18 protein-coding genes, 1 tRNA gene and 1 pseudogene are annotated in these 17,170 nt (G+C 66.2%); 11 read left to right on the forward strand and 9 right to left on the reverse strand.

Annotation, left to right across the window (positions count from 1 at the left end; genetic code table 11):
- Positions 1-8 precede the first annotated feature (8 nt).
- Both QRT08_RS04080 and QRT08_RS04085 read left to right on the forward strand, forming a co-directional pair.
- Entirely contained in the window at positions 9-131 is a 123-nt protein-coding gene (locus QRT08_RS04080; RefSeq protein ID WP_286044634.1) for a cupredoxin domain-containing protein, read from the forward strand.
- Positions 132-864: 733 nt separating this feature from the next.
- Positions 865-2,100 carry an MFS transporter gene (locus QRT08_RS04085; protein ID WP_286044635.1) on the forward strand — a complete coding sequence of 412 codons (1,236 nt, stop codon included), beginning with the start codon at positions 865-867 and terminating at the stop codon, positions 2,098-2,100.
- A gap of 290 nt (positions 2,101-2,390) precedes the next feature.
- On the opposite strand, the gene QRT08_RS04090 is transcribed toward QRT08_RS04085, so the two are convergent.
- The 3 genes from QRT08_RS04090 to QRT08_RS04100 all read right to left on the reverse strand — a co-directional run bounded on the left by QRT08_RS04090 (position 2,391) and on the right by QRT08_RS04100 (position 4,837).
- Complete coding sequence (locus QRT08_RS04090) at positions 2,391-3,044, reverse strand: helix-turn-helix domain-containing protein (RefSeq protein ID WP_286044636.1); 654 nt, start codon at positions 3,042-3,044, stop codon at positions 2,391-2,393.
- Positions 3,045-3,666: 622 nt separating this feature from the next.
- Positions 3,667-3,739, reverse strand: a tRNA-Thr gene (locus QRT08_RS04095).
- 57 nt (positions 3,740-3,796) lie between these two features.
- Positions 3,797-4,837 (reverse strand): class I SAM-dependent methyltransferase, encoded by a 1,041-nt coding sequence (locus tag QRT08_RS04100; RefSeq protein ID WP_286044637.1) that lies wholly within the window; start codon positions 4,835-4,837, stop codon positions 3,797-3,799.
- 83 nt (positions 4,838-4,920) lie between these two features.
- Here QRT08_RS04100 and dph5 point away from each other — a divergent pair, with 83 nt between their 5' ends.
- Together dph5 and QRT08_RS04110 are read left to right on the forward strand one after the other, a co-directional pair.
- Positions 4,921-5,694: a diphthine synthase gene (gene dph5, locus QRT08_RS04105; protein WP_286044638.1), complete on the forward strand. Its 774-nt coding sequence runs from the start codon at positions 4,921-4,923 to the stop codon at positions 5,692-5,694.
- Entirely contained in the window at positions 5,691-6,071 is a 381-nt protein-coding gene (locus QRT08_RS04110) for a VanZ family protein (protein ID WP_286044639.1), read from the forward strand. Before dph5 ends, QRT08_RS04110 begins: the two co-directional genes overlap by 4 nt.
- On the opposite strand, the gene QRT08_RS04115 is transcribed toward QRT08_RS04110, so the two are convergent.
- The 5 genes from QRT08_RS04115 to QRT08_RS04135 form a co-directional block, all read right to left on the reverse strand.
- Complete coding sequence (locus tag QRT08_RS04115) at positions 6,054-6,872, reverse strand: undecaprenyl-diphosphate phosphatase (protein WP_286044640.1); 819 nt, start codon at positions 6,870-6,872, stop codon at positions 6,054-6,056. The two genes, QRT08_RS04110 and QRT08_RS04115, sit on opposite strands and share 18 nt — an antisense overlap.
- An 84-nt stretch (positions 6,873-6,956) precedes the next feature.
- Positions 6,957-7,754, reverse strand: coding sequence for a VOC family protein (locus QRT08_RS04120; protein ID WP_286044641.1), 798 nt, complete (start codon positions 7,752-7,754; stop codon positions 6,957-6,959).
- Between the two features lie 66 nt (positions 7,755-7,820).
- Entirely contained in the window at positions 7,821-8,537 is a 717-nt protein-coding gene (locus QRT08_RS04125) for a phosphatase PAP2 family protein (RefSeq protein ID WP_286044642.1), read from the reverse strand.
- A 51-nt stretch (positions 8,538-8,588) separates the two neighbouring features.
- Positions 8,589-10,262, reverse strand: a complete 1,674-nt coding sequence (locus tag QRT08_RS04130) for a Na+/H+ antiporter NhaC family protein (protein ID WP_286044643.1) — start codon at positions 10,260-10,262, stop codon at positions 8,589-8,591.
- Positions 10,263-10,316: 54 nt separating this feature from the next.
- A complete protein-coding gene (locus tag QRT08_RS04135) occupies positions 10,317-11,426 on the reverse strand; it encodes an OBG GTPase family GTP-binding protein (RefSeq protein WP_286044644.1) in 1,110 nt (369 codons plus the stop codon).
- Between the two features lie 168 nt (positions 11,427-11,594).
- Here QRT08_RS04135 and QRT08_RS04140 point away from each other — a divergent pair, with 168 nt between their 5' ends.
- The 3 genes from QRT08_RS04140 to QRT08_RS04150 all read left to right on the forward strand — a co-directional run bounded on the left by QRT08_RS04140 (position 11,595) and on the right by QRT08_RS04150 (position 12,810).
- Complete coding sequence (locus QRT08_RS04140; protein WP_286044645.1) at positions 11,595-11,795, forward strand: VNG_1110C family protein; 201 nt, start codon at positions 11,595-11,597, stop codon at positions 11,793-11,795.
- A gap of 226 nt (positions 11,796-12,021) precedes the next feature.
- Positions 12,022-12,510 (forward strand): 50S ribosomal protein L11, encoded by a 489-nt coding sequence (locus QRT08_RS04145; RefSeq protein WP_286044646.1) that lies wholly within the window; start codon positions 12,022-12,024, stop codon positions 12,508-12,510.
- Positions 12,511-12,555: 45 nt separating this feature from the next.
- Positions 12,556-12,810 carry an amphi-Trp domain-containing protein gene (locus QRT08_RS04150; protein ID WP_286044647.1) on the forward strand — a complete coding sequence of 85 codons (255 nt, stop codon included), beginning with the start codon at positions 12,556-12,558 and terminating at the stop codon, positions 12,808-12,810.
- Here the strand turns inward: QRT08_RS04150 and QRT08_RS04155 are convergent, their stop codons facing one another.
- A complete protein-coding gene (locus QRT08_RS04155; RefSeq protein WP_286044648.1) occupies positions 12,811-13,521 on the reverse strand; it encodes a hypothetical protein in 711 nt (236 codons plus the stop codon). It lies immediately after the preceding gene.
- Positions 13,522-13,748: 227 nt separating this feature from the next.
- Here QRT08_RS04155 and QRT08_RS04160 point away from each other — a divergent pair, with 227 nt between their 5' ends.
- From QRT08_RS04160 to QRT08_RS04175, 4 genes and pseudogenes are all read left to right on the forward strand, one after another.
- Entirely contained in the window at positions 13,749-14,387 is a 639-nt protein-coding gene (locus tag QRT08_RS04160) for a 50S ribosomal protein L1 (RefSeq protein ID WP_286044649.1), read from the forward strand.
- Positions 14,388-15,431: a 50S ribosomal protein L10 gene (locus tag QRT08_RS04165; RefSeq protein WP_286044650.1), complete on the forward strand. Its 1,044-nt coding sequence runs from the start codon at positions 14,388-14,390 to the stop codon at positions 15,429-15,431.
- Positions 15,432-15,446: 15 nt separating this feature from the next.
- Complete coding sequence (gene rpl12p, locus QRT08_RS04170; RefSeq protein WP_286044651.1) at positions 15,447-15,782, forward strand: 50S ribosomal protein P1; 336 nt, start codon at positions 15,447-15,449, stop codon at positions 15,780-15,782.
- Positions 15,783-15,882: 100 nt separating this feature from the next.
- A pseudogene (locus tag QRT08_RS04175) lies at positions 15,883-17,074 on the forward strand (tripartite tricarboxylate transporter permease).
- The last annotated feature ends 96 nt before the right edge of the window (positions 17,075-17,170 follow it).

Raw genomic sequence — 17,170 nt, forward strand, 5'->3', positions numbered from 1 at the left:
CGACCCCTATGAGGGTCGGTGACGGAGCGTCCGTCCTCGGGATCGGTCCCCGACCGGCGGTTGTGACGATAGAGGGTACCCTCGCCGGATACGTGATACGCGTCGAGGAGGGCGAGCACGAACGGACGTGAGAAGTACGGCGGGTCGACGACCGCGGATAACCCGTTTGACCGAAACCCCGCCCGGTCGGGCGGGGGGCATCGAGTATCACTATCCGTCCGTGCGCTGGCGCGTGCCAGCATTCGGTGGTACAGTCGGGTCCGATATACCTATGCAGGTGATAACGGGTGTATCCGTGCCCGAAAGCGGGCGACGAGAGTGTCGCACCCGCGCAGAGAGAAACCGCAGTGCCAGAGCGCCCCTGAACGTCGACCGTCAATCGATGTGTGTGACCTCTGGCATTACAACCCGCAACGTCCAGCCCCATAGTAGTTTCCCCAAAATCCCCTCGGGAATCAACGAGATTCCCCGCCGATCCCGGCCGGTCGAACGGGTTTCGGGGAGGAGGGGACAGCACCGCTCGGAATCGACGTGGATTCGACCGGAGACGGGGCGATACCCGTCCGAGAAGCGGGGAAACGAAACACGAACGCACGACCCGAGCCGTACGGTCGGCCGTGCGGGCTGTCGTCCGAATCGGACAGCCCCACGCGCGGTACGCCGGACACTACACCGGCCTACGCGATTCGAGAGTGGACTTCATCGCCCATAGCTACGGGGGTGCTAATCCCGGTCGGGCGCGGGGTGAAAGCCATCCCGTTCGGATCGATATCACGGATTCATTAGCTCTCGACCGAAACCACCACCGGTGTGAAGGTGCAAGCGATACGGTCCGTCCGGTCGAATCCGATCCATCGACGGTGGGTGCTGTGGGGGATCCTGGCCCTCGCGTTTCTCCTGGTGAACGTCTACCGACTCTCGACGGCGGTCATCTCGGGCGAGTTGATGGACGCACTCGGAACCACGGGCGCCCAGCTAGGCACGTTACACGCGATATTCTTCCTCGTCTACGCGGTGATGCAGATCCCGACCGGGATCCTCGTCGACCGTGTCGGTCCGAGACTCACCGCCGCAGGTGGTGCGGTGGTGATGAACCTCGGCGCGGTTTGGTTCGCGCTCGCGACCACGTACGGCTCCGCGCTCGGTGGGCGGTTTCTGATCGGACTCGGCGGGAGCGTGATCTTCGTCTCGATGCTTCGGTTCTGTGCGAACTGGTATCGGGTCGACGAGTTCGGGACGATGAACGGGTTGAGCTTCGCCGTCGGTGGCGTCGGCGGCATCCTCGCGACGACGCCGTTTGCCGTCGCTATCGACCTCGTCGGCTGGCGGACGACGGTGCTCGTACTCGGGCTGTTCGGGTTGGCCGTCGCGGGCGCGACGGCCGCGTTCGTTCGCGATTCGGCCGAGCAAGCGGGGCTGGAACCGATCGAGAACGTTCCGGAGCAACCGCGGCTGTCGATCGGGGAGATCCGTTCGTTCACCGCCCGGATCGTCTCCGACCGGTGGACGTGGGTTATCGCCGTCCTGTTGTACTGTACGGGGGGCGTGAACCTGACGCTCGTCGGCCTGTGGGGGATCCCGTACGTGGTTCAAGTGTACGGCATCTCGGTGACGGCCGCGTCGACGATCACGCTGCTCGGCGGCGTCGGTTCCGTCGTGGGTCCCCCCGCGTTCGGTCGGCTCTCGGAGGAGGTAGAGCGCCCGACCGCGTTCGTCGTCGTCGGCGCGATCGCCCACACGTCGGCACTGGGGCTCATCGCGGTGGTCGGCGATCCGCCGCTCGTGCTGGTCGGGGTGGCGTTCTTCCTCCTCGGAAGCCTGCTGGGTGCGTTCGTGCTGACGTATCCGCTGATCCAACGCAGATACGACGACCGGGCCAGCGGGATCGCTCTCGGAACGATAAACGGGGCGTCGTTTTTCGGCGCGGCGTCGTTCCCGACCCTCATGGGGTGGGCGCTCGACGTCTACTGGACCGGCGACTACATCGACGGGGTCCGCGTGTACACCACGACGGGGTATCGAGTCGCCTTCGGGATCGGTGCTGCTGCCGGCGTCGTCTCGATCGGGTGTGCGGTCTGGCTCCACCGACAGGGCGCGTAGCCACAGTTCGGCTAGATCCTCTCCGCTTGCGGTCTCGTCGGCGTCCGCCGATTCCACGCTTTACCCTCTGAATCCGTATCCATCGGTTTCAATGAGTGAGAGACTCGGATTCGTCCGAGTCCCGAATGTGTCAGAGGCACCCGGAGACGTGGGCACATCCCCCGGGTCGTGTCTGCCAGAAGCAGACGACTCTATCTATCAACGCTATATGCATAGTTATTGACTTGGCACATCATGATTTAGCCACCGAACGCGTAATTCCTTCACTCTAATTAACGTATAGATGGCCGTTACCGCGTGGTACTCATCACCGTGTTCCGCGTCAACGTCGCGATCGCCCGGCGCAACCGCTCGGTCACCGCCTGATCCGAGATCCCCAACTGCTCGGCCAAATCGTCGGTGCTACACCCGCGCGGCAGGTCGTAGTATCCCTCACGAACCGCCAACGTGAGCGCCTCTCGCTGCGGTTGCGTGATACCGAACGCGCTATCGGACTCCTGTTCGGGGGTGTTGTAGACGCTCAGGACCTCGATGTCGATCGGAACGCTCGTACAGTAGTCCTGGAACGCCGAGAGCGCTTTGTGGGTCCCGAATCGTAGCGTAAATCGCCAGCGTTCGACCGAACCGGAGGCAGCCAGCACGTGAACGCCCTCGTCTCGGAAATACCGAAAGAGGTGATCGTACTCGAGGGCCCACTCCAGCGCGTACAGCGAGCGCTCTTCGAGGCGTTCGAGTTTCTCGACGGTCGCGACCGTCGGGTGGGCTCCGATGTGGTCTTCGAGCGCGTCGTGGTCACCGTTTTCGAGCCAGACGACCGGTATCGTCGCCCCGGGAAGCGGAACCCGCGGTTCGAGTTCGATGGTGGTCGCGTCGTCCAGCGTGGAGAACACCCGTCCGAGTTCGAAATCCCCTGTCCCGATCTCCAACGTCACCAACACGCTCATCGATTACAGTAGTCACCTCCGTGAGGAAGGGATGGCCATGGGAGGAAACCCGACACGACCCCCATCGAGAGCCGAGGTAGGATGGTGAATCATGGTTGTTTATGTAGCGTACTCCGACCATCGCTCGTTTGGTCGCGTCTTTCGGCGTCGATCGAATTCACGGTGGGGGGCTAGCATGGTGGACCCGGGCGGGGGTACGCTGGTGGTGACACGACCCATGGACTGCCTCTGGCAAGGGGACTGTGCCCGGTCACTGTACGCGAAAGTGTTACTTTAGCGTTGTGTATTTCTAGATTTGTTAATACTATTGTATGAAAGAGAGGTTTGCTGAATACAGTTCGAGAGGGAAACGGCGTCGTCCGTCGGCCAACGGGGTGGTTAGGCTAGCACGTAGCGGGCGGTGGCAGCAACCGGGATCCCGTCGAACGAGTCGGAAGTGTTGCCGACGTATCCCGATACTCCCGTCTCTATTTCGAGCACGGAGACCCCCGCAGGAGGTCGGTAGTGGGGTGTATCTGATGGATACGGGGTGCTTGATCGGTCTTCTTCGTCGGCGAGGGGCGGCAACGGAGTCGAAACCCACTACACTAATAGTATCCTGCGGCGGGTACCGCCGTTCTGAAGCCGGTGGAGGGATTTGAACCCTCGGCCTATTCCTTACGAAGGAATCGCTCTGCCAGCTGAGCTACACCGGCCTGCCGCACTTCGTGCGCGTTCGTAACTACCTCCAACATCGGTTTAAGCGTTGTGAATCACGCCGACCGCGAGAGGCGGACGTCGAGACAGACGTTCAGTTCGTGGGGCGCATACGAGCGAACGACGCGGCGCGTCTCGACGTCGACGTCGTACCCGTCAGTCGTAGCTACCTCACGGATCGCCCGTTCGCCCGGCCCGAAGGGGTCCTCGTCGTGGGCGATGTCGTAGTAGTGGAGCACGCACTCCTCGCCGGCCAGCGAGACGGCGGTGTCGAGGAACGTGTCGGCGCTGTGGGGGAGGTTCATCACGATCCGACCGGCCCAGCCCTCGTACTCGGGGGCGACGTCCCGAACACCGTCCGACGACCAGCGCTCGTCCGACGTACCCGCGACCACGTCGCGGACGTCGCCGTGGATCGCCGTCACCCGGTCGGCGACGCCGTTTCGTCGGGCGTTCTCGCGGAGGTACTCGACGGCTCGCTCGTTCACGTCGACGCCCACCACCCGCGCACCGCGGGCCGCCGCGGGGATGGCGAACGGGCCGACCCCGGCGAACATGTCGAAGACGTGCTCGTGTTCACCTACTTGTTCGGTCACGCGGTGGCGCTCGGTGGCGAGGCGCGGCGAGAAGTAGACCGCCGCGAGGTCCAGCGCGTACTCGAAGCCGTACTCGCGGTGGACGGTTTCGGTACCCTCGCCTTCGAGGAGATCCCACTCGCGCACGCGCGTCTCGCCTTTCACCTTCGAGGCCTTGTTCAACACCGTTTCGACGGGGAGGTCCGACTCGACGACGGCGCGGGCGATCCGCGCGGCGCGCTCGGGGTCGTCCTCGTCGAGGATGACGATGTCGCCGAGGCGTTCGTAGGAGGGATCGAACCCGAGCAGGTCGGCGGGCGCTGTCTGGGTCTCGCGGTCGGGTGCTTCGCGCTCGACCACGTCGAACCCCTCGGGCACCGCCTCGGGATCGACCACGGGGATGTAGAGCCAGCCGTCCTCGACGGTGATCTCGTAGCCGTCGGCGATCAGGTCGGCGTCCGCCAGCTCGCGGCGCGCCTCCTCGCCGTCCTCTCGCGGGACGCGGACGCACGGAACCTCCATACCGGATCCAGCCGACCGATCGGTTTACCGTTGGCGTTTCGATCGAACGCGCCGTTTAACCCGCCGGCTTTCCCAGATCGTGTATGCTCACGTTCATCGGCCTCGGCCTCTACGACGAGCGCTCGATCACCGTCGAGGGCCGCGACGCCCTCCGAGGCGCGGATCGCGTCTTCATGGAACAGTACACCAGCCGGTTGGTCGGGACCGACGTCGATGCCCTCGAAGTCGAACACGGAACCGAGATCGAACTCCGGGATCGGGCGGGCGTCGAAGGAGACCCCGAGGAGATGCTCGCGGCCGCCGAACGCGAGGACGTCGCCTTCCTCACCGCGGGCGATCCGATGATCTCGACCACCCACGTCGACCTCCGACTCAGGGCGAGGGATCGGGAAACCGACACTCGGATCGTCCACGGCACCACCGCCGAGGCCGCCGCGAGTTCGTTGACCGGCCTGCAGAACTACCGCTTCGGCCCGGCGACGACGCTGCCGTTTCCGTACGCCCACGGAGCCGAGGGCCTGCCCGCGAGCGTCACGAGCACCGTCAAGGACAACCGCGAACGGGGGCTTCACACGCTCGTCTACCTCGACATTAAACACGAACGCGGGGACTACATGACCGCGGACGTCGCCGCCGACCTGCTGAGCGAGGAGTACCCCGACATCCTCGCGGTCGCGGTCTGTCGTGCGGGAAGCCCCGACCCGGTCGTCGCGGCCGATTCGATCGCCTCGCTCGCGACCCGTGAGTTCGGCGGGCCGCTGCACCTGCTGGTCGTGCCCGGCGACCTCCACCACATCGAGGCGGAGGCGCTCCGCGCGTTCGCGGACGCGCCGGCGGAGTTGACGCCGCTCGAATGAGGGGAAGAAACCGGTGGACGGCCGTCGCGGTGGTCGCGGGCGCGCTCCTCGTCGTCTCGGTGATCCCGGTCCCGGGGGCCGTTCCCGAGGAGGGCGGCGGGATCCCGACGAGCGTCCTGTTTCACTTCCTCGGCTACGGGACGCTCACGGCGACTCTCGGACTCACGGTACTCGATCGATCGGACCGGGTGCAGGCGGCCGTCACCGCCCCCTCCGGTTCGAGCGCCTACGGCGCGCTGATGGAGTGTCTCCAGTACCCGATTCCGTACCGGTCGTTCAGCTACTTCGACATGCTCGTCAACGCCGCGGGCGCGATGCTCGGGGCGGTCGCCCTGTTTTGTGCGCTCGTGCTCTCGGCTTCAGATGAGCATCGTTAGCCCGCCACCGAGGACGGCCAACCCGCCGAGGACGACGCAGACGAGCCAGAACTCGACCTCGTGGACGACCCGCATGATCGCGTCGATCATCGCGTAGCCGACGACCGCGCTCACGACCAGCGCGACGACCGCCTCTACTCCGGTGGTCGGCAGTCCCTCGTCGGCGAGGACGAGCAGGCCGGCACCGATTCCGGCCGGAATGGAGAGCAAAAAGGAGAGGCGAAACGCCGCGGGCCCCTCGTATCCCCGAAAGAGCAGTACGCTCGCGGTGGTTCCCGACCGCGAGACGCCCGGCAGGATCGTCACGCCCTGGAACGCGCCGACGAGGATCGCGTCCACGAGCGAGGGCGTCCCGCGATCCCCCAGCGAGACGACGTCGGTCGCCCGCTGGAGCAGGCCGGTCAGCACGAGCAGGAACCCGATCAGCGCGACGAACGCCCCGCCCGTGAGTTCGCTCGCGAAGTCGATCAACAGGAGGTAGAGTGGAATGCCGACCAGCCCGGTCATCGCGGTCGCGACGAGCACGAACGAGGTCTCGGCGTTGGCCCCCGCGAACGCGGTTCGGGGCCGCCAGCCGGGGGCGTCGTGGACGGCGTCGACGATGGTCTCGCGGTAGTAGATCGCCGCCGAGAGGGTCGTCCCCATCTGGAGGAACAGCGCGAGTTGGACGGCGATATCGGGCGAGGTACCCAGGGCGGTGAGAAACAGCGAGAGGTTGCCCGAACTCGAGATCGGCAGCCATTCGACGAATCCCTGAACGACCCCGGCGGCGATTGCGACGAGGATCTCGCGAAGCGTCACTACTCACGAGAGGTCACGTCGCGATAATAGGGGTGGCGGTTTGGGGTTTCGACTCGGGGTCCTCGATCGGCCGTCCGAGCGCGCCTAGCTCGGGAACAGCGATTCGGCGTTCGGGTCGCGCTCGATAATCTCGATCTCGTGGTCGTCCATGTCCTTCGTGAAGGCGTACTCGTTGTCGCAGGACTCGGGATCGCGGTAGTCGGGGGCGTCCCGCGTCATCAGGTCGTCCCAAAAGTCGTTCAGATCGTCCGCGCGAACACAGAGGTGGCCCCACGCGTCGCCGAGGTCGTAGGTGTTGTCGCCGTAGTTGTAGGTGAGTTCGAGCGCCATCGCTTCATCACTGGCCCCCTCGGGCTTCATGAAGTAGTTCGCGAAGGAGTCGGCCTCCCAGCGACCCGTGTGCTCGTACTCGAACTTCCGGGTGTACCAGCCGAGTGCCTCGTCGGCGTCCTCGACGCGGATCATCGTGTGGTCGATCGACCAGAGCGCGCCCTGCTCGGGGTCGCGTTTGACGATCTCGATCTCGTGGCCGTCGGGGTCCTTGACGAACGCGTAGCGCCCCCCGCAGGACTCGGGGTCGCGATAGTCCTCGACGCCCTCGTCCATCATCTGCTGGTAGTAGTCCTCGAGTTCGCCCTCGGGAACCCGCACTGCGATGTGGCCCCACGCGTCGCCCATCTCCTCGGGCCCGCCGTCGTGGTTGTGCGTGAGTTCGAGCATCGCACCCTCCTCGCCCATCTCCTCGGGGCCGAGATATACGTTCGTGAACGTGTCGGCCTCCCAGCGGTCCTTCTCCTCGTAACCCAGATGCTCGCCGTACCACTCGAGCGATTCCTCCAGGTCCGAGACGCGCATCATGACGTGGTCGAGCGTCGCTCCCATGGTCGGGAGGACACCGTCGAGGGGCAAAACAGTACCGAGAGCCAACGGGGTTGCCACCCGTTGGGTCTACGCGGCGACCCGCGGCCGGTCGGCCCGCCACGAGAGGCCGAAGAGCCCGATCGCGACCGCGAACAGCGCGAGCGCCTCGACGTGTGCGCCGGTGACGACGACGGCCGCGAGCGCGAGGGCGGCTCCCAGCCCCAACGCGACGGTTCGACGAGCCCCCGAGGAGCGGTAGCGAGCCAATAGGCGGAACGCGAGCAGGAGGAAGACGGCGCTCAGGGCGATCCCCGCGAGCACGTCGACGAGGTAGTGGACCCCGAGGGCGATCCGACAGAACCCCACGACGGCGATGAGGGCCGTCGCGACGGCGTACCGGCGTCGTCGGGTGCTTACCGGCAGCACCGCCGCAAGCGAGAGGTACGTCGCCGTCGAGACGACGGCGTGACCGCTCGGGAACCCGTAGCCGCTGGCGTAGGCGGTCAGCGAGTAGACGAGTTGGAACGGGACCCAGAGCGCTTCGAGCGCGACCAGCGGCTGGTCGGGCCGCGGCAGCGCGAAGACGTCCTTGAGGAGCAACACCAGCGCGATCGCGCCGATCACCAGGCCGCCGGCGGCGACGATCCGGTCGCGGTCGAACCCGTCGTACCGGACGGCAAGGACCAGAAACAGGAGCGTGACGAACCAGACGTCGCCCAACTGGGTGAGCAACGCGACGAGGATCGCGAGCGAGTCGGGGATCGCCCCCTGAACGGGTTCGAACTCGCCGACGCCACGGAACATACACGGACGTTCGGCCCGAGCGGTATAGGTGGATCGGGTCGGACGGAACCGTCAGTCGTCGCTCGGGGGGGCGCGCTCGCCCGCGGACGCCGTCGGGGAGACGCCCTTCCGACGGGCGTCGAGTTCGGAGAGCCCGTAGACGAGACCGACGAGCAGGAGGAGGCCGATCGGGAGGAAGATCACGGGTGAGAGGCCGAGGTAGCCGTAAAGGAGGAAACAGACCGCCGCGACGAGGCCGACGGTCCCCGCGTAGTAGATCTGGGTGCGGACGTGGTCGATCAGGTCCGCGCCCGTGAAGGTGGCCGAGAGGACCGTCGTATCCGAGATGGGCGAGGTGTGATCGCCGAAGATCGCCCCCGAGAAGACCGCGCCGACGATCACGGGCATCGCCTCGTAGCTACCCGTGAGCTGCCACGCGACCGAGATGGCGATGGGAGTCAGCACGCCCATGGTCGCCCACGACGACCCCATCGAGAAGGAGATGAACGCGGCGGTGAAGAGCACGACCACGGGCAGCAGCGCGGGCGAGACGACGCCCTGGGCGATCCCGGCGACGTACTCGCCGGTTCCGAGCACCTCGGCGGCCGTGCTGATCGCCCACGCGAGGACGAGGATCGTCACCGCGGTGAGCATGATCGAGAAGCCGTCGATGACGCCCTCGATCCCGCTCCGGAGCGAGAAGATCCGGTAGTAGAAGCCGACGGCGAGCGCCGCGAACACCATCGCGAACGCCCCCCACAGCAGCGCCGCGCCCCAGTCGGCCTCGCCGAGCACGTCGAGCGTCGACGCGCCGGGCGCGTAGCCGGTGAGGAGCGCCCCCGTGATCGCGACGGCGACGAGCGCCACGACGGGGATCGCGAAACTGCGCAGCATCGGATCGTCACTACTCGGCTCGCCGAGTTCGCTCTCGATGGCCTGCATCGGGGTCGCGCCCTCGCGGCTGACCCGTCCCGTCCGGAACGAGCGATGCTCGGCGTCGAGCATCTCGCCGAAGTCCCGCCCGGTGAGGACGATCAGCGCGACCATGAGGATCGCGAAGATCGAGTAGACGTTGTAGGGGATCGACCCGACGTAGGTCACGAACGCCGAGGGCGCGTCGGCGGCGATCCCGGCGATCTCGTAGCCCTCCTGTACCATCCCGATCTGGAAGGCGACCCAGTTCGAGAGGCCCAGCGTCGCAACGGGCGCGGCCGTCGAATCCACGATGTACGAGAGCTTCTCCCGCGAGATCCGCAGTTGATCCGAGAGGTCCTTCATCACGCTCCCGACGATGGCGGTGTTGGCGTAGTCGTCGAAGAACATGAGGATGCCGAGCGCCCACGCGGTGAGCCCGACCTTCCGCTGGGTGTCGAGGCGGTCGGAAACGGCCCGTCTGACCGCGATCGACCCGCCGAGCTGCCAGATCAGCGCGACGCCCGACCCCAGCAGGATGGTAAACAGCAGGATCTGGGCGTGGAACGTGTCCGCGCCGATGGACTCGACGATCCACTGGACCGCCTGCGTGAAGCCCCAGACGGCGGCGACGACCGCACCGAGGACGGCGTCGAGACCGACCACGCCGCCGGTCACGGCCGCTACCCGATCGACGCTGTCCGCGAACGTGTAGATCACCCCGCCGGACCAGACCCCGACGAAGAGCGCCGGAACCGGCCGCCGACTCGCGATCGCGAGCACGATCGCCAGAAGCGGCGGCACGACCGATATCACACCGAATCCATCAGGCATGTCGCGGACGTTCGGGAAAAGCCCACAAAAGCCTGCTCATGAAGCCTCGCCGAACTATCGCCGGAGGATGAACTTCACCACGTCCTCGTCGGCGAGTTCGTGGTCGGTGCCGACCTGCTGTTCGTCGTGTTTCGCGCTCGGGCCCGAGACGCGCGCGAACCGGAAGCGTTCCTCGAACTCCCCGCCGAGTTTCTCCATCGCGTCCTCGATATCGCTGCCTTCGCGGAGGATCAGCGGCTCCTCGTAGTCGACGCCGCGGCCGGGCTTGTCCATGTAGATCCGCATCAACCCGAGCGTGTTCCAGATCCGCTCCTTGAGCCCCTCCAGTCCCTTCTCCTCCTCGGCGGAGATGAACGTCACCTCCTCGGGATCGAGGTCGTGCTCGCGCAGGTCGTCGTAGACGGTTTCGAGGTACTCCCGATCGATCAGGTCGGCCTTGTTGACCGTGACGATCGAGGGGAGGTACACCCGGTTCTCCATGATCGAGTCGATCAGCCGGTCCACGTCGAGTTCCTCCCGTACCGTGACGTTCGCGTTGACGTAGCCGTGTTCGCGGAGCACCTCCTTTATCACCTCCTCGGGCAGTCCGGGGTCGTCGCTGGCGGTGACGCGGATCCCGCCCCGCCCCTTCTTGATCACCGAGAGGCTCGGCGGCTCCGTGTCGAGTCGGACCTTGTTCGCGTAGAGTTCCTCGCTCAGTCGGGCGTACTGGTCGATCTCGAACACCGAGAGGACGAAGACGACCAGATCCGCCGCGCGCACCACCGAGAGGACCTCCCGGCCGCCACCGCGGCCGCTCGCCGCCCCTTCGATCAGCCCCGGCACGTCCATGATCTGGATGTTCGCGCCGCGATACTGGAGCATACCGGGGTTCACGTTGAGAGTAGTGAACTCGTAGGAGCCGACCTCGCTCTCGGCGTTGGTAAGCGCGTTCAGCAGGGTGGATTTGCCGACGCTGGGAAAGCCCACGAGCGCGACGGTGGCGTCGCCGGTCTTCTCGACGGCGTAGCCGCTGCCGCCGCCCGCGGAGGACTGGTTCTCGAGTTTCTCCTTCTTGTCGGCGAGTTTCGCCTTCAGCCGGCCGATGTGGGCCTCGGTCGACTTGTTGTAGGGCGTCGAGGCGATCTCCTCCTCGATCGCCTCGATCTCCTCTTCCAGTCCCATCGCTCCATACTCGCCGCTTCGAGCGAAAAACCCTTTCCGTTCGCACCCCCGGGTGTACCGTCTGCGAGACGTTCGCGTGAATCCCGTCGACGGAAGCGGGACCGATCGTGTAAGCGGAGCCGACTTCGATACCTTCATACCACTCGCCTGTCTCGTTAAAAATGTACGATGCCAGACCCGTCGCGGTTGCGAGACAGCACCCAGATCGTGGTCCCACCGACCGCGATCGACGACCTCAGGGACGACCTCGAGTCGGAATTCGCCGTGACGGTGTTCGACGAGTGCGAGACTGTCCGGATCATCGGTAGCCCCGTCGAGATCAAGGACGTGAACACGTATCTCGCCCGTCACGGGGTCTCGGTCCCCTGAGCGGAACCGACCGACGAACCCGGCCTGAATTTGCCTCGTGAATCCTATGTTTCTTCGACGGGGGACCGCGAGCCATCGAACCCGTCCGGACGGCCACCGGGGATCGAATCGAGAACGCGTGGCGGATTCTCGTCGGTCGCGCGCTTCGATGCGCTAGGTGTGTGCCCGTCACACGCCCGCTGGGCGGAAGGCAAGTCTTAAACCCGATGCGGCGGTTCCTCCGGGTATGGCTGGAACGATCGAAGCGCTCGTTCCGGGCGGCGAGGCCACCCCCGGCCCGCCGCTCGGTCCGGAGCTCGGACCCACCCCCGTAGACGTACAGGCCGTCGTCCAGGAGATCAACGACCAGACGGCGGCGTTCGACGGCACCGAAGTCCCCGTGACGGTCACCTACGAGGACGACGGCTCCTTCGAGATCGACGTCGGCGTCCCGCCGACGGCGGCGCTGATCAAGGACGAGGCCGGCTTCGAGACCGGCAGCGGCGAGCCCCAGAAGGAGTTCGTCGCGGACCTCTCGATCGACCAGGTCAAGCAGATCGCCGAACAGAAGCTTCCCGACCTGCTCGCGTACGACCTGAAGGGCGCGGCGAAGGAGGTCGTCGGCACCTGCACCTCGCTCGGCGTGACCATCGAGGGCGAGAACCCACGCGAGTTCAAGGAACGGCTCGATTCGGGCGAGTACGACGACGAGTTCGCCGAGGAAGTCGCGGCGTAATCAGGCGACAGTTTTACCCGATATCCGCGTGACGTAGCAGTCGCTATGGCTGGAGAGATCGAACACGAGGAGGAACTGAGTCGGGAGGACGCCGCGACCTACTTCGAGGAGGTCGCCGAGGGACTGCGATCGGGCGAGGCCTTCACCGTCGCAGTCGGCGACATCTCGGTCGACATCGATCCCGCGGAGACCGTCGAGTTCGGGGTCGAACTCGAGGACGAGGACGAGGAACGCGAGTTCGAACTCGAGATCGAGTGGGAGCGCACCGAGGACGAGATCGAGATCGACGCCGAGGAGTGATCAGACCGCGAGCAACAGCGCCGCGTAACCCCCAGCACCGAGTGCGAACGCGAAAAAGCGGCTCTCGCGTTCCTCGGGAAGCTCTTCTTTGATGGCGTTGAGTACGACCGCGCCGCCGAGGAAAGCGACCGGGACCGCGAGCGCGATCCCGGCGAGGGTCGTCGTCGTTCCGAGGGCCCACCCGGCGAGGACGCCGCCCGCGAGCACCCATCGACCGAGTCGGTGGTAGCTCACCGAGTGGTGATGGCGAAGCCCGTAGTCGTTGACGAGGAAGTGAAGCGCCATCGCCACGGTGAAAAGCAAGAGCGACTCGACGCCGGGGGCGATCCGGTGGACGAGGAGGTAGCCGACGATGCAGTTGTACCCGCCGAAGGAGCCGACGTGGATCCAGAAGACGGGGTCGTCGTTCGGATCGCCGTTCGAGCGCGAGCGGTAGGCGAGTCGCTCGAGCCCGTAGAAGGAGACGAACCCGGCGAGTGCGACGAGGTAGACGTGCCGGTCGAGAAACCCCGCGAGGGGGGCGACGGCCTCGAACGCACGCTGGTGGTCGTGCAGTTCGGGCAGCATGTGGACGAACACGTACGCGACCGAGACGCCGCCGCCGGCCGACAGCCACCGGCTACGGGGAATCCGGTCGAGACCACGGAGCCGACCGGCCAGCAGGTGGACGGCCGCGAGACAACACGCCGCGAGGAGGGAGAGCGCCGGCATACGCCCGATAGACCGGTCGGACGTATGCGCTTTCCCCCGGCTACCGGTTCGACGGGTTTAAGTCGCCCATTCCACTTTTTCAGGTAGAGACAGGCCGAGATACTGACGATCGTCCGCCGGTCGACGGGATCTCCACTGCGGCGTGGTGATCCCATCGACCCAGCTACGACCGACAGTATGCCTGTTTCACACCGTAGCAGACACGCGTCGTACTACGGAGGTGAACGATGGCAGATCAGGACATAGAACAAGCAGTCGCTCGCGCACTCGAGGACGCCCCCCCACGGAACTTCCGTGAGACGATCGACCTCGCGATCAACCTGCGCGATCTCGATCTCAACGATCCGTCGAACCGCGTCGACGAGAGCGTCGTCCTCCCCTCGGGAACGGGACAGGACACGCGTATCGTCGTCTTCGCCGAGGGCGAAACCGCCGTCCGGGCCGAAACAGTCGCCGACGAGGTCCTCTCGAACGACGACCTCGAAGACCTCGGCGACGACCAGGACGCCGCGAAGGACCTCGCCGACAACACAGACTTCTTCATCGCCGAGGCCTCGATGATGCCGCGAATCGGTGCGAGCCTCGGGCAGGTGCTCGGCCCCCGCGGGAAGATGCCGACGCCGCTCCAGCCCGACGAGGACGTCGTCGAGAACGTAAACCGGATGAAGAACACGGTGCAGGTCCGCAGCCGCGACCGACGAACGTTCCACGCGCTCGTCGGCACCGAGGAAATGTCTGCCGAGGACATCGCGGACAACATCGACACGATCCTGCGCCGGCTGTACGGCGACCTGGAGAAGGGACCGCTCAACATCGATTCGGTCTACGTCAAGACCACGATGGGGCCGGCCGTGGAGGTGGCCTAGATGAGCACCACACAGACCGAACGCAAAACGGAGAACCTCCCCGAGTGGAAGCGCGAAGAGGTCGACGAACTCGTCGAGATGCTCGACTCGTACGCGAGCGTCGGCGTCGTCAACATCGCCGGCATCCCGAGCAGACAGCTCCAGAACATGCGCCGTGACCTCCACGGCAGCGCGGAGCTGCGCGTCAGTCGAAACACGCTGCTGGTCCGCGCGCTCGAGGACGTCAACGACGGCCTCGAGGAGCTGACGGGACACGTCACGGGACAGGTCGGCGTCATCGGGACGAACGACAACCCGTTCGGGCTGTACAAACAGCTCGAGGAGTCGAAGACGCCCGCACCGATCGGTGCCGGCGAGGTCGCGCCGAACGACATCGTCATCCCCGAGGGCGATACCGGCGTGGACCCCGGCCCGTTCGTCGGCGAACTCCAGCAGGTCGGCGCCGCCGCCCGGATTCAGGACGGCTCGATCCACGTCACCGAGGACTCGCAGGTCCTCTCGGAGGGCGAGGAGGTCTCGCAGGACCTCGCGAACGTCCTCTCGGAGCTCGGCATCGAGCCCAAGGAGGTCGGACTCGACCTTCGATCCGTCTACAGCGAGGGCATCCTCTTCGATCCCGAGGACCTCGCGATCGACGTCGACGAGTACCGCGCGGACATCGAGGCCGCCGCCGCCGGCGCGCGGAACCTCTCGATCAACGCCGTCTACCCGACGACCCAGACGGCACCCGCGCTGCTCTCGAAGGCGACGGGCGAGGCGAAGAGCCTCGGCCTGTTCGCCGCCATCGAGAGCCCCGACCTCGCCGACGACCTCGTGAGCAAGGCCGACGCGCAGGTGCGCGCACTTGCCGCACGGATCGACGACGAGGAGGCCCTTCCCGAGGAGCTTCGCGGCGTCGAAGCGCCCGAGCCCGCGGAGGAAGAGACCGACGCGGAAGCGGACGAGGAAGAACAGGCTGACGAAGACGAGGCCGACGCCGAACCCGAGGACGACGACGATGACGACGACGCGGGCGGCGAAGGTCTCGGAGCGATGTTCGGATAACGAGGAGATACCAAAATGGAATACGTTTACGCAGCACTCATCCTGAACGAGACCGGCGAAGAGATCAACGAAGACAACCTGACCAGCGTCCTCGAGGCCGCTGGTACCGACGTCGAGGAGTCCCGAGTGAAGGCGCTCGTCGCCGCCCTCGAGGACGTCGACATCGACGAGGCCGTCGAGCAGGCCGCCGCCGTTCCCGCCGCGGGCGGGGCGGCCGGTGGCGCCGCGGGCGGCGAGGGCGACGAGGCCGACGAAGGCGGCGAGGCCGAGGAAGAGGCCGAAGCCGAGGAAGAAGAGGACGACGAGGACGACGACGCGGGCGGCGAGGGCCTCGGCCAGCTGTTCGGCTAGACGCCTCGATACGAGTTCTTCCGTTTATTTTCCGCGTGAAGAGGGGACGCTCCGCTCGCAAGCCCGGAGGTTCAAATACGGAACCGGGTCCAGAGGGGTCGTGGATCTCGGCGTCACCGTCACCAGCGACCCCTCGTTCGCGCTCCAGGCGCTCGCGTTCGTCCTCGGTGGCGTCCTTCTGGGGACCGCGAGCGGCCTGACGCCGGGACTGCACGCGAACAACTTCGCGCTGATCCTCGCCGGACTCGCGCCGTTGATCCCGGGTCCGCCGCTTCTGGTCGGCGCGGCGATGCTCTCGGCGGGCGTCGCCCATACCTTTCTCGACGTGGTGCCGGCGCTCGCGCTCGGCGTCCCCGACGCGGACATGGCGGTGATCGCGTTGCCGGGGCATCGCCTCGTGCTCGAAGGGCGTGGCTACGAGGCGCTGCGCCTCTCGGCGATGGGCAGCGCCCTCGCCGTCGTGTTCGCCGTGCCGCTCGCGGTCCCGGTGACGCTGGTGATGGTCGAGGCGTGGCCGACGCTCGCGGCGAACATGCCGCTCGTTCTCGGAACCGTGGTCGCGATCATGCTCCTCACGGAGAACTCGGTTTCAGGACTCGTCGGCGGGGTGCTCGCCTTCTCGATCAGCGCTCTCTTGGGAATAACGACGCTCGACCTCGCCCCGGACGCACCGCTGTACGGCGACGTCCTCGCGCCGCTGTTCGCGGGGCTCTTTGGCGCACCGATCCTGGTCGCCCCGGCGGGCGGTGTTGCTGCCCGCGGCGGCCGGCGCGCTCGCGGGTGCGGTCGTCGGCTACCTTCCGGGGGTATCGAGCGCCATCGCGGCCGTGATCGCGCTGTTGGCGCTTCCGGGTTCGAGCGGCGACCGGGGGTTCGTGATCGCGACCAGCGGGGTCAACACCGCCAACACGATCTTCGCGCTGTTCGCGCTGGTGGCGCTCGGCGCACCCCGGACGGGCGTGCTCGTCGCGCTCGAACGCACCGAGGTACCGCTGAACCTCCCCGTTCTGCTTTCGAGCGTCGCCATCGCCGCCGCAATCGGGTTCGTCCTCGTTCTGGTCGTCGGCGACTGGTATCTTCGGGTCATCGGGCGGGTCGATTACACAAAACTCTGTCTCGTGGTTCTCACACTGCTCGTGGTGCTGTCGTACGCTTTCGCGGGCGCGATCGGTATCGTCGTCTTCCTCGTGAGCGCGCTCGTCGGGTTCGTCCCCGTGCGCTTCGGGGCGAACCGCGTCCATCTGATGGGCGTTTTGATCGGGCCGATCGCGCTGTTCTACTACGGGCTCTGATCTCGATATGGATCGGTCGATCCCCCGATTCCGTTGGGGCGAATAGCACGGCCCGATCGGGAACGACAACGGTTAAAAGCGCCGCGAGGTAAGGAC

Origin of the sequence: Halalkalicoccus sp. NIPERK01 (genome assembly GCF_030287405.1) — an archaeon.
Lineage (GTDB): Archaea > Halobacteriota > Halobacteria > Halobacteriales > Halalkalicoccaceae > Halalkalicoccus.

What these genes read in the sequence shown, in the direction of transcription:
- QRT08_RS04080 (WP_286044634.1), top strand. Translation starts at nt 9, where the DNA reads ATGAGGGTCGGTGACGGAGCGTCCGTCCTCGGGATCGGTCCCCGACCG.
- QRT08_RS04090 (WP_286044636.1), bottom strand. Translation starts at nt 3,044, where the DNA reads ATGAGCGTGTTGGTGACGTTGGAGATCGGGACAGGGGATTTCGAACTC.
- QRT08_RS04100 (WP_286044637.1), bottom strand. Translation starts at nt 4,837, where the DNA reads ATGGAGGTTCCGTGCGTCCGCGTCCCGCGAGAGGACGGCGAGGAGGCG.
- dph5 (WP_286044638.1), top strand. Translation starts at nt 4,921, where the DNA reads ATGCTCACGTTCATCGGCCTCGGCCTCTACGACGAGCGCTCGATCACC.
- QRT08_RS04110 (WP_286044639.1), top strand. Translation starts at nt 5,691, where the DNA reads ATGAGGGGAAGAAACCGGTGGACGGCCGTCGCGGTGGTCGCGGGCGCG.
- QRT08_RS04120 (WP_286044641.1), bottom strand. Translation starts at nt 7,754, where the DNA reads ATGGGAGCGACGCTCGACCACGTCATGATGCGCGTCTCGGACCTGGAG.
- QRT08_RS04125 (WP_286044642.1), bottom strand. Translation starts at nt 8,537, where the DNA reads ATGTTCCGTGGCGTCGGCGAGTTCGAACCCGTTCAGGGGGCGATCCCC.
- QRT08_RS04130 (WP_286044643.1), bottom strand. Translation starts at nt 10,262, where the DNA reads ATGCCTGATGGATTCGGTGTGATATCGGTCGTGCCGCCGCTTCTGGCG.
- QRT08_RS04135 (WP_286044644.1), bottom strand. Translation starts at nt 11,426, where the DNA reads ATGGGACTGGAAGAGGAGATCGAGGCGATCGAGGAGGAGATCGCCTCG.
- QRT08_RS04140 (WP_286044645.1), top strand. Translation starts at nt 11,595, where the DNA reads ATGCCAGACCCGTCGCGGTTGCGAGACAGCACCCAGATCGTGGTCCCA.
- QRT08_RS04145 (WP_286044646.1), top strand. Translation starts at nt 12,022, where the DNA reads ATGGCTGGAACGATCGAAGCGCTCGTTCCGGGCGGCGAGGCCACCCCC.
- QRT08_RS04150 (WP_286044647.1), top strand. Translation starts at nt 12,556, where the DNA reads ATGGCTGGAGAGATCGAACACGAGGAGGAACTGAGTCGGGAGGACGCC.
- QRT08_RS04155 (WP_286044648.1), bottom strand. Translation starts at nt 13,521, where the DNA reads ATGCCGGCGCTCTCCCTCCTCGCGGCGTGTTGTCTCGCGGCCGTCCAC.
- QRT08_RS04160 (WP_286044649.1), top strand. Translation starts at nt 13,749, where the DNA reads ATGGCAGATCAGGACATAGAACAAGCAGTCGCTCGCGCACTCGAGGAC.
- QRT08_RS04165 (WP_286044650.1), top strand. Translation starts at nt 14,388, where the DNA reads ATGAGCACCACACAGACCGAACGCAAAACGGAGAACCTCCCCGAGTGG.
- rpl12p (WP_286044651.1), top strand. Translation starts at nt 15,447, where the DNA reads ATGGAATACGTTTACGCAGCACTCATCCTGAACGAGACCGGCGAAGAG.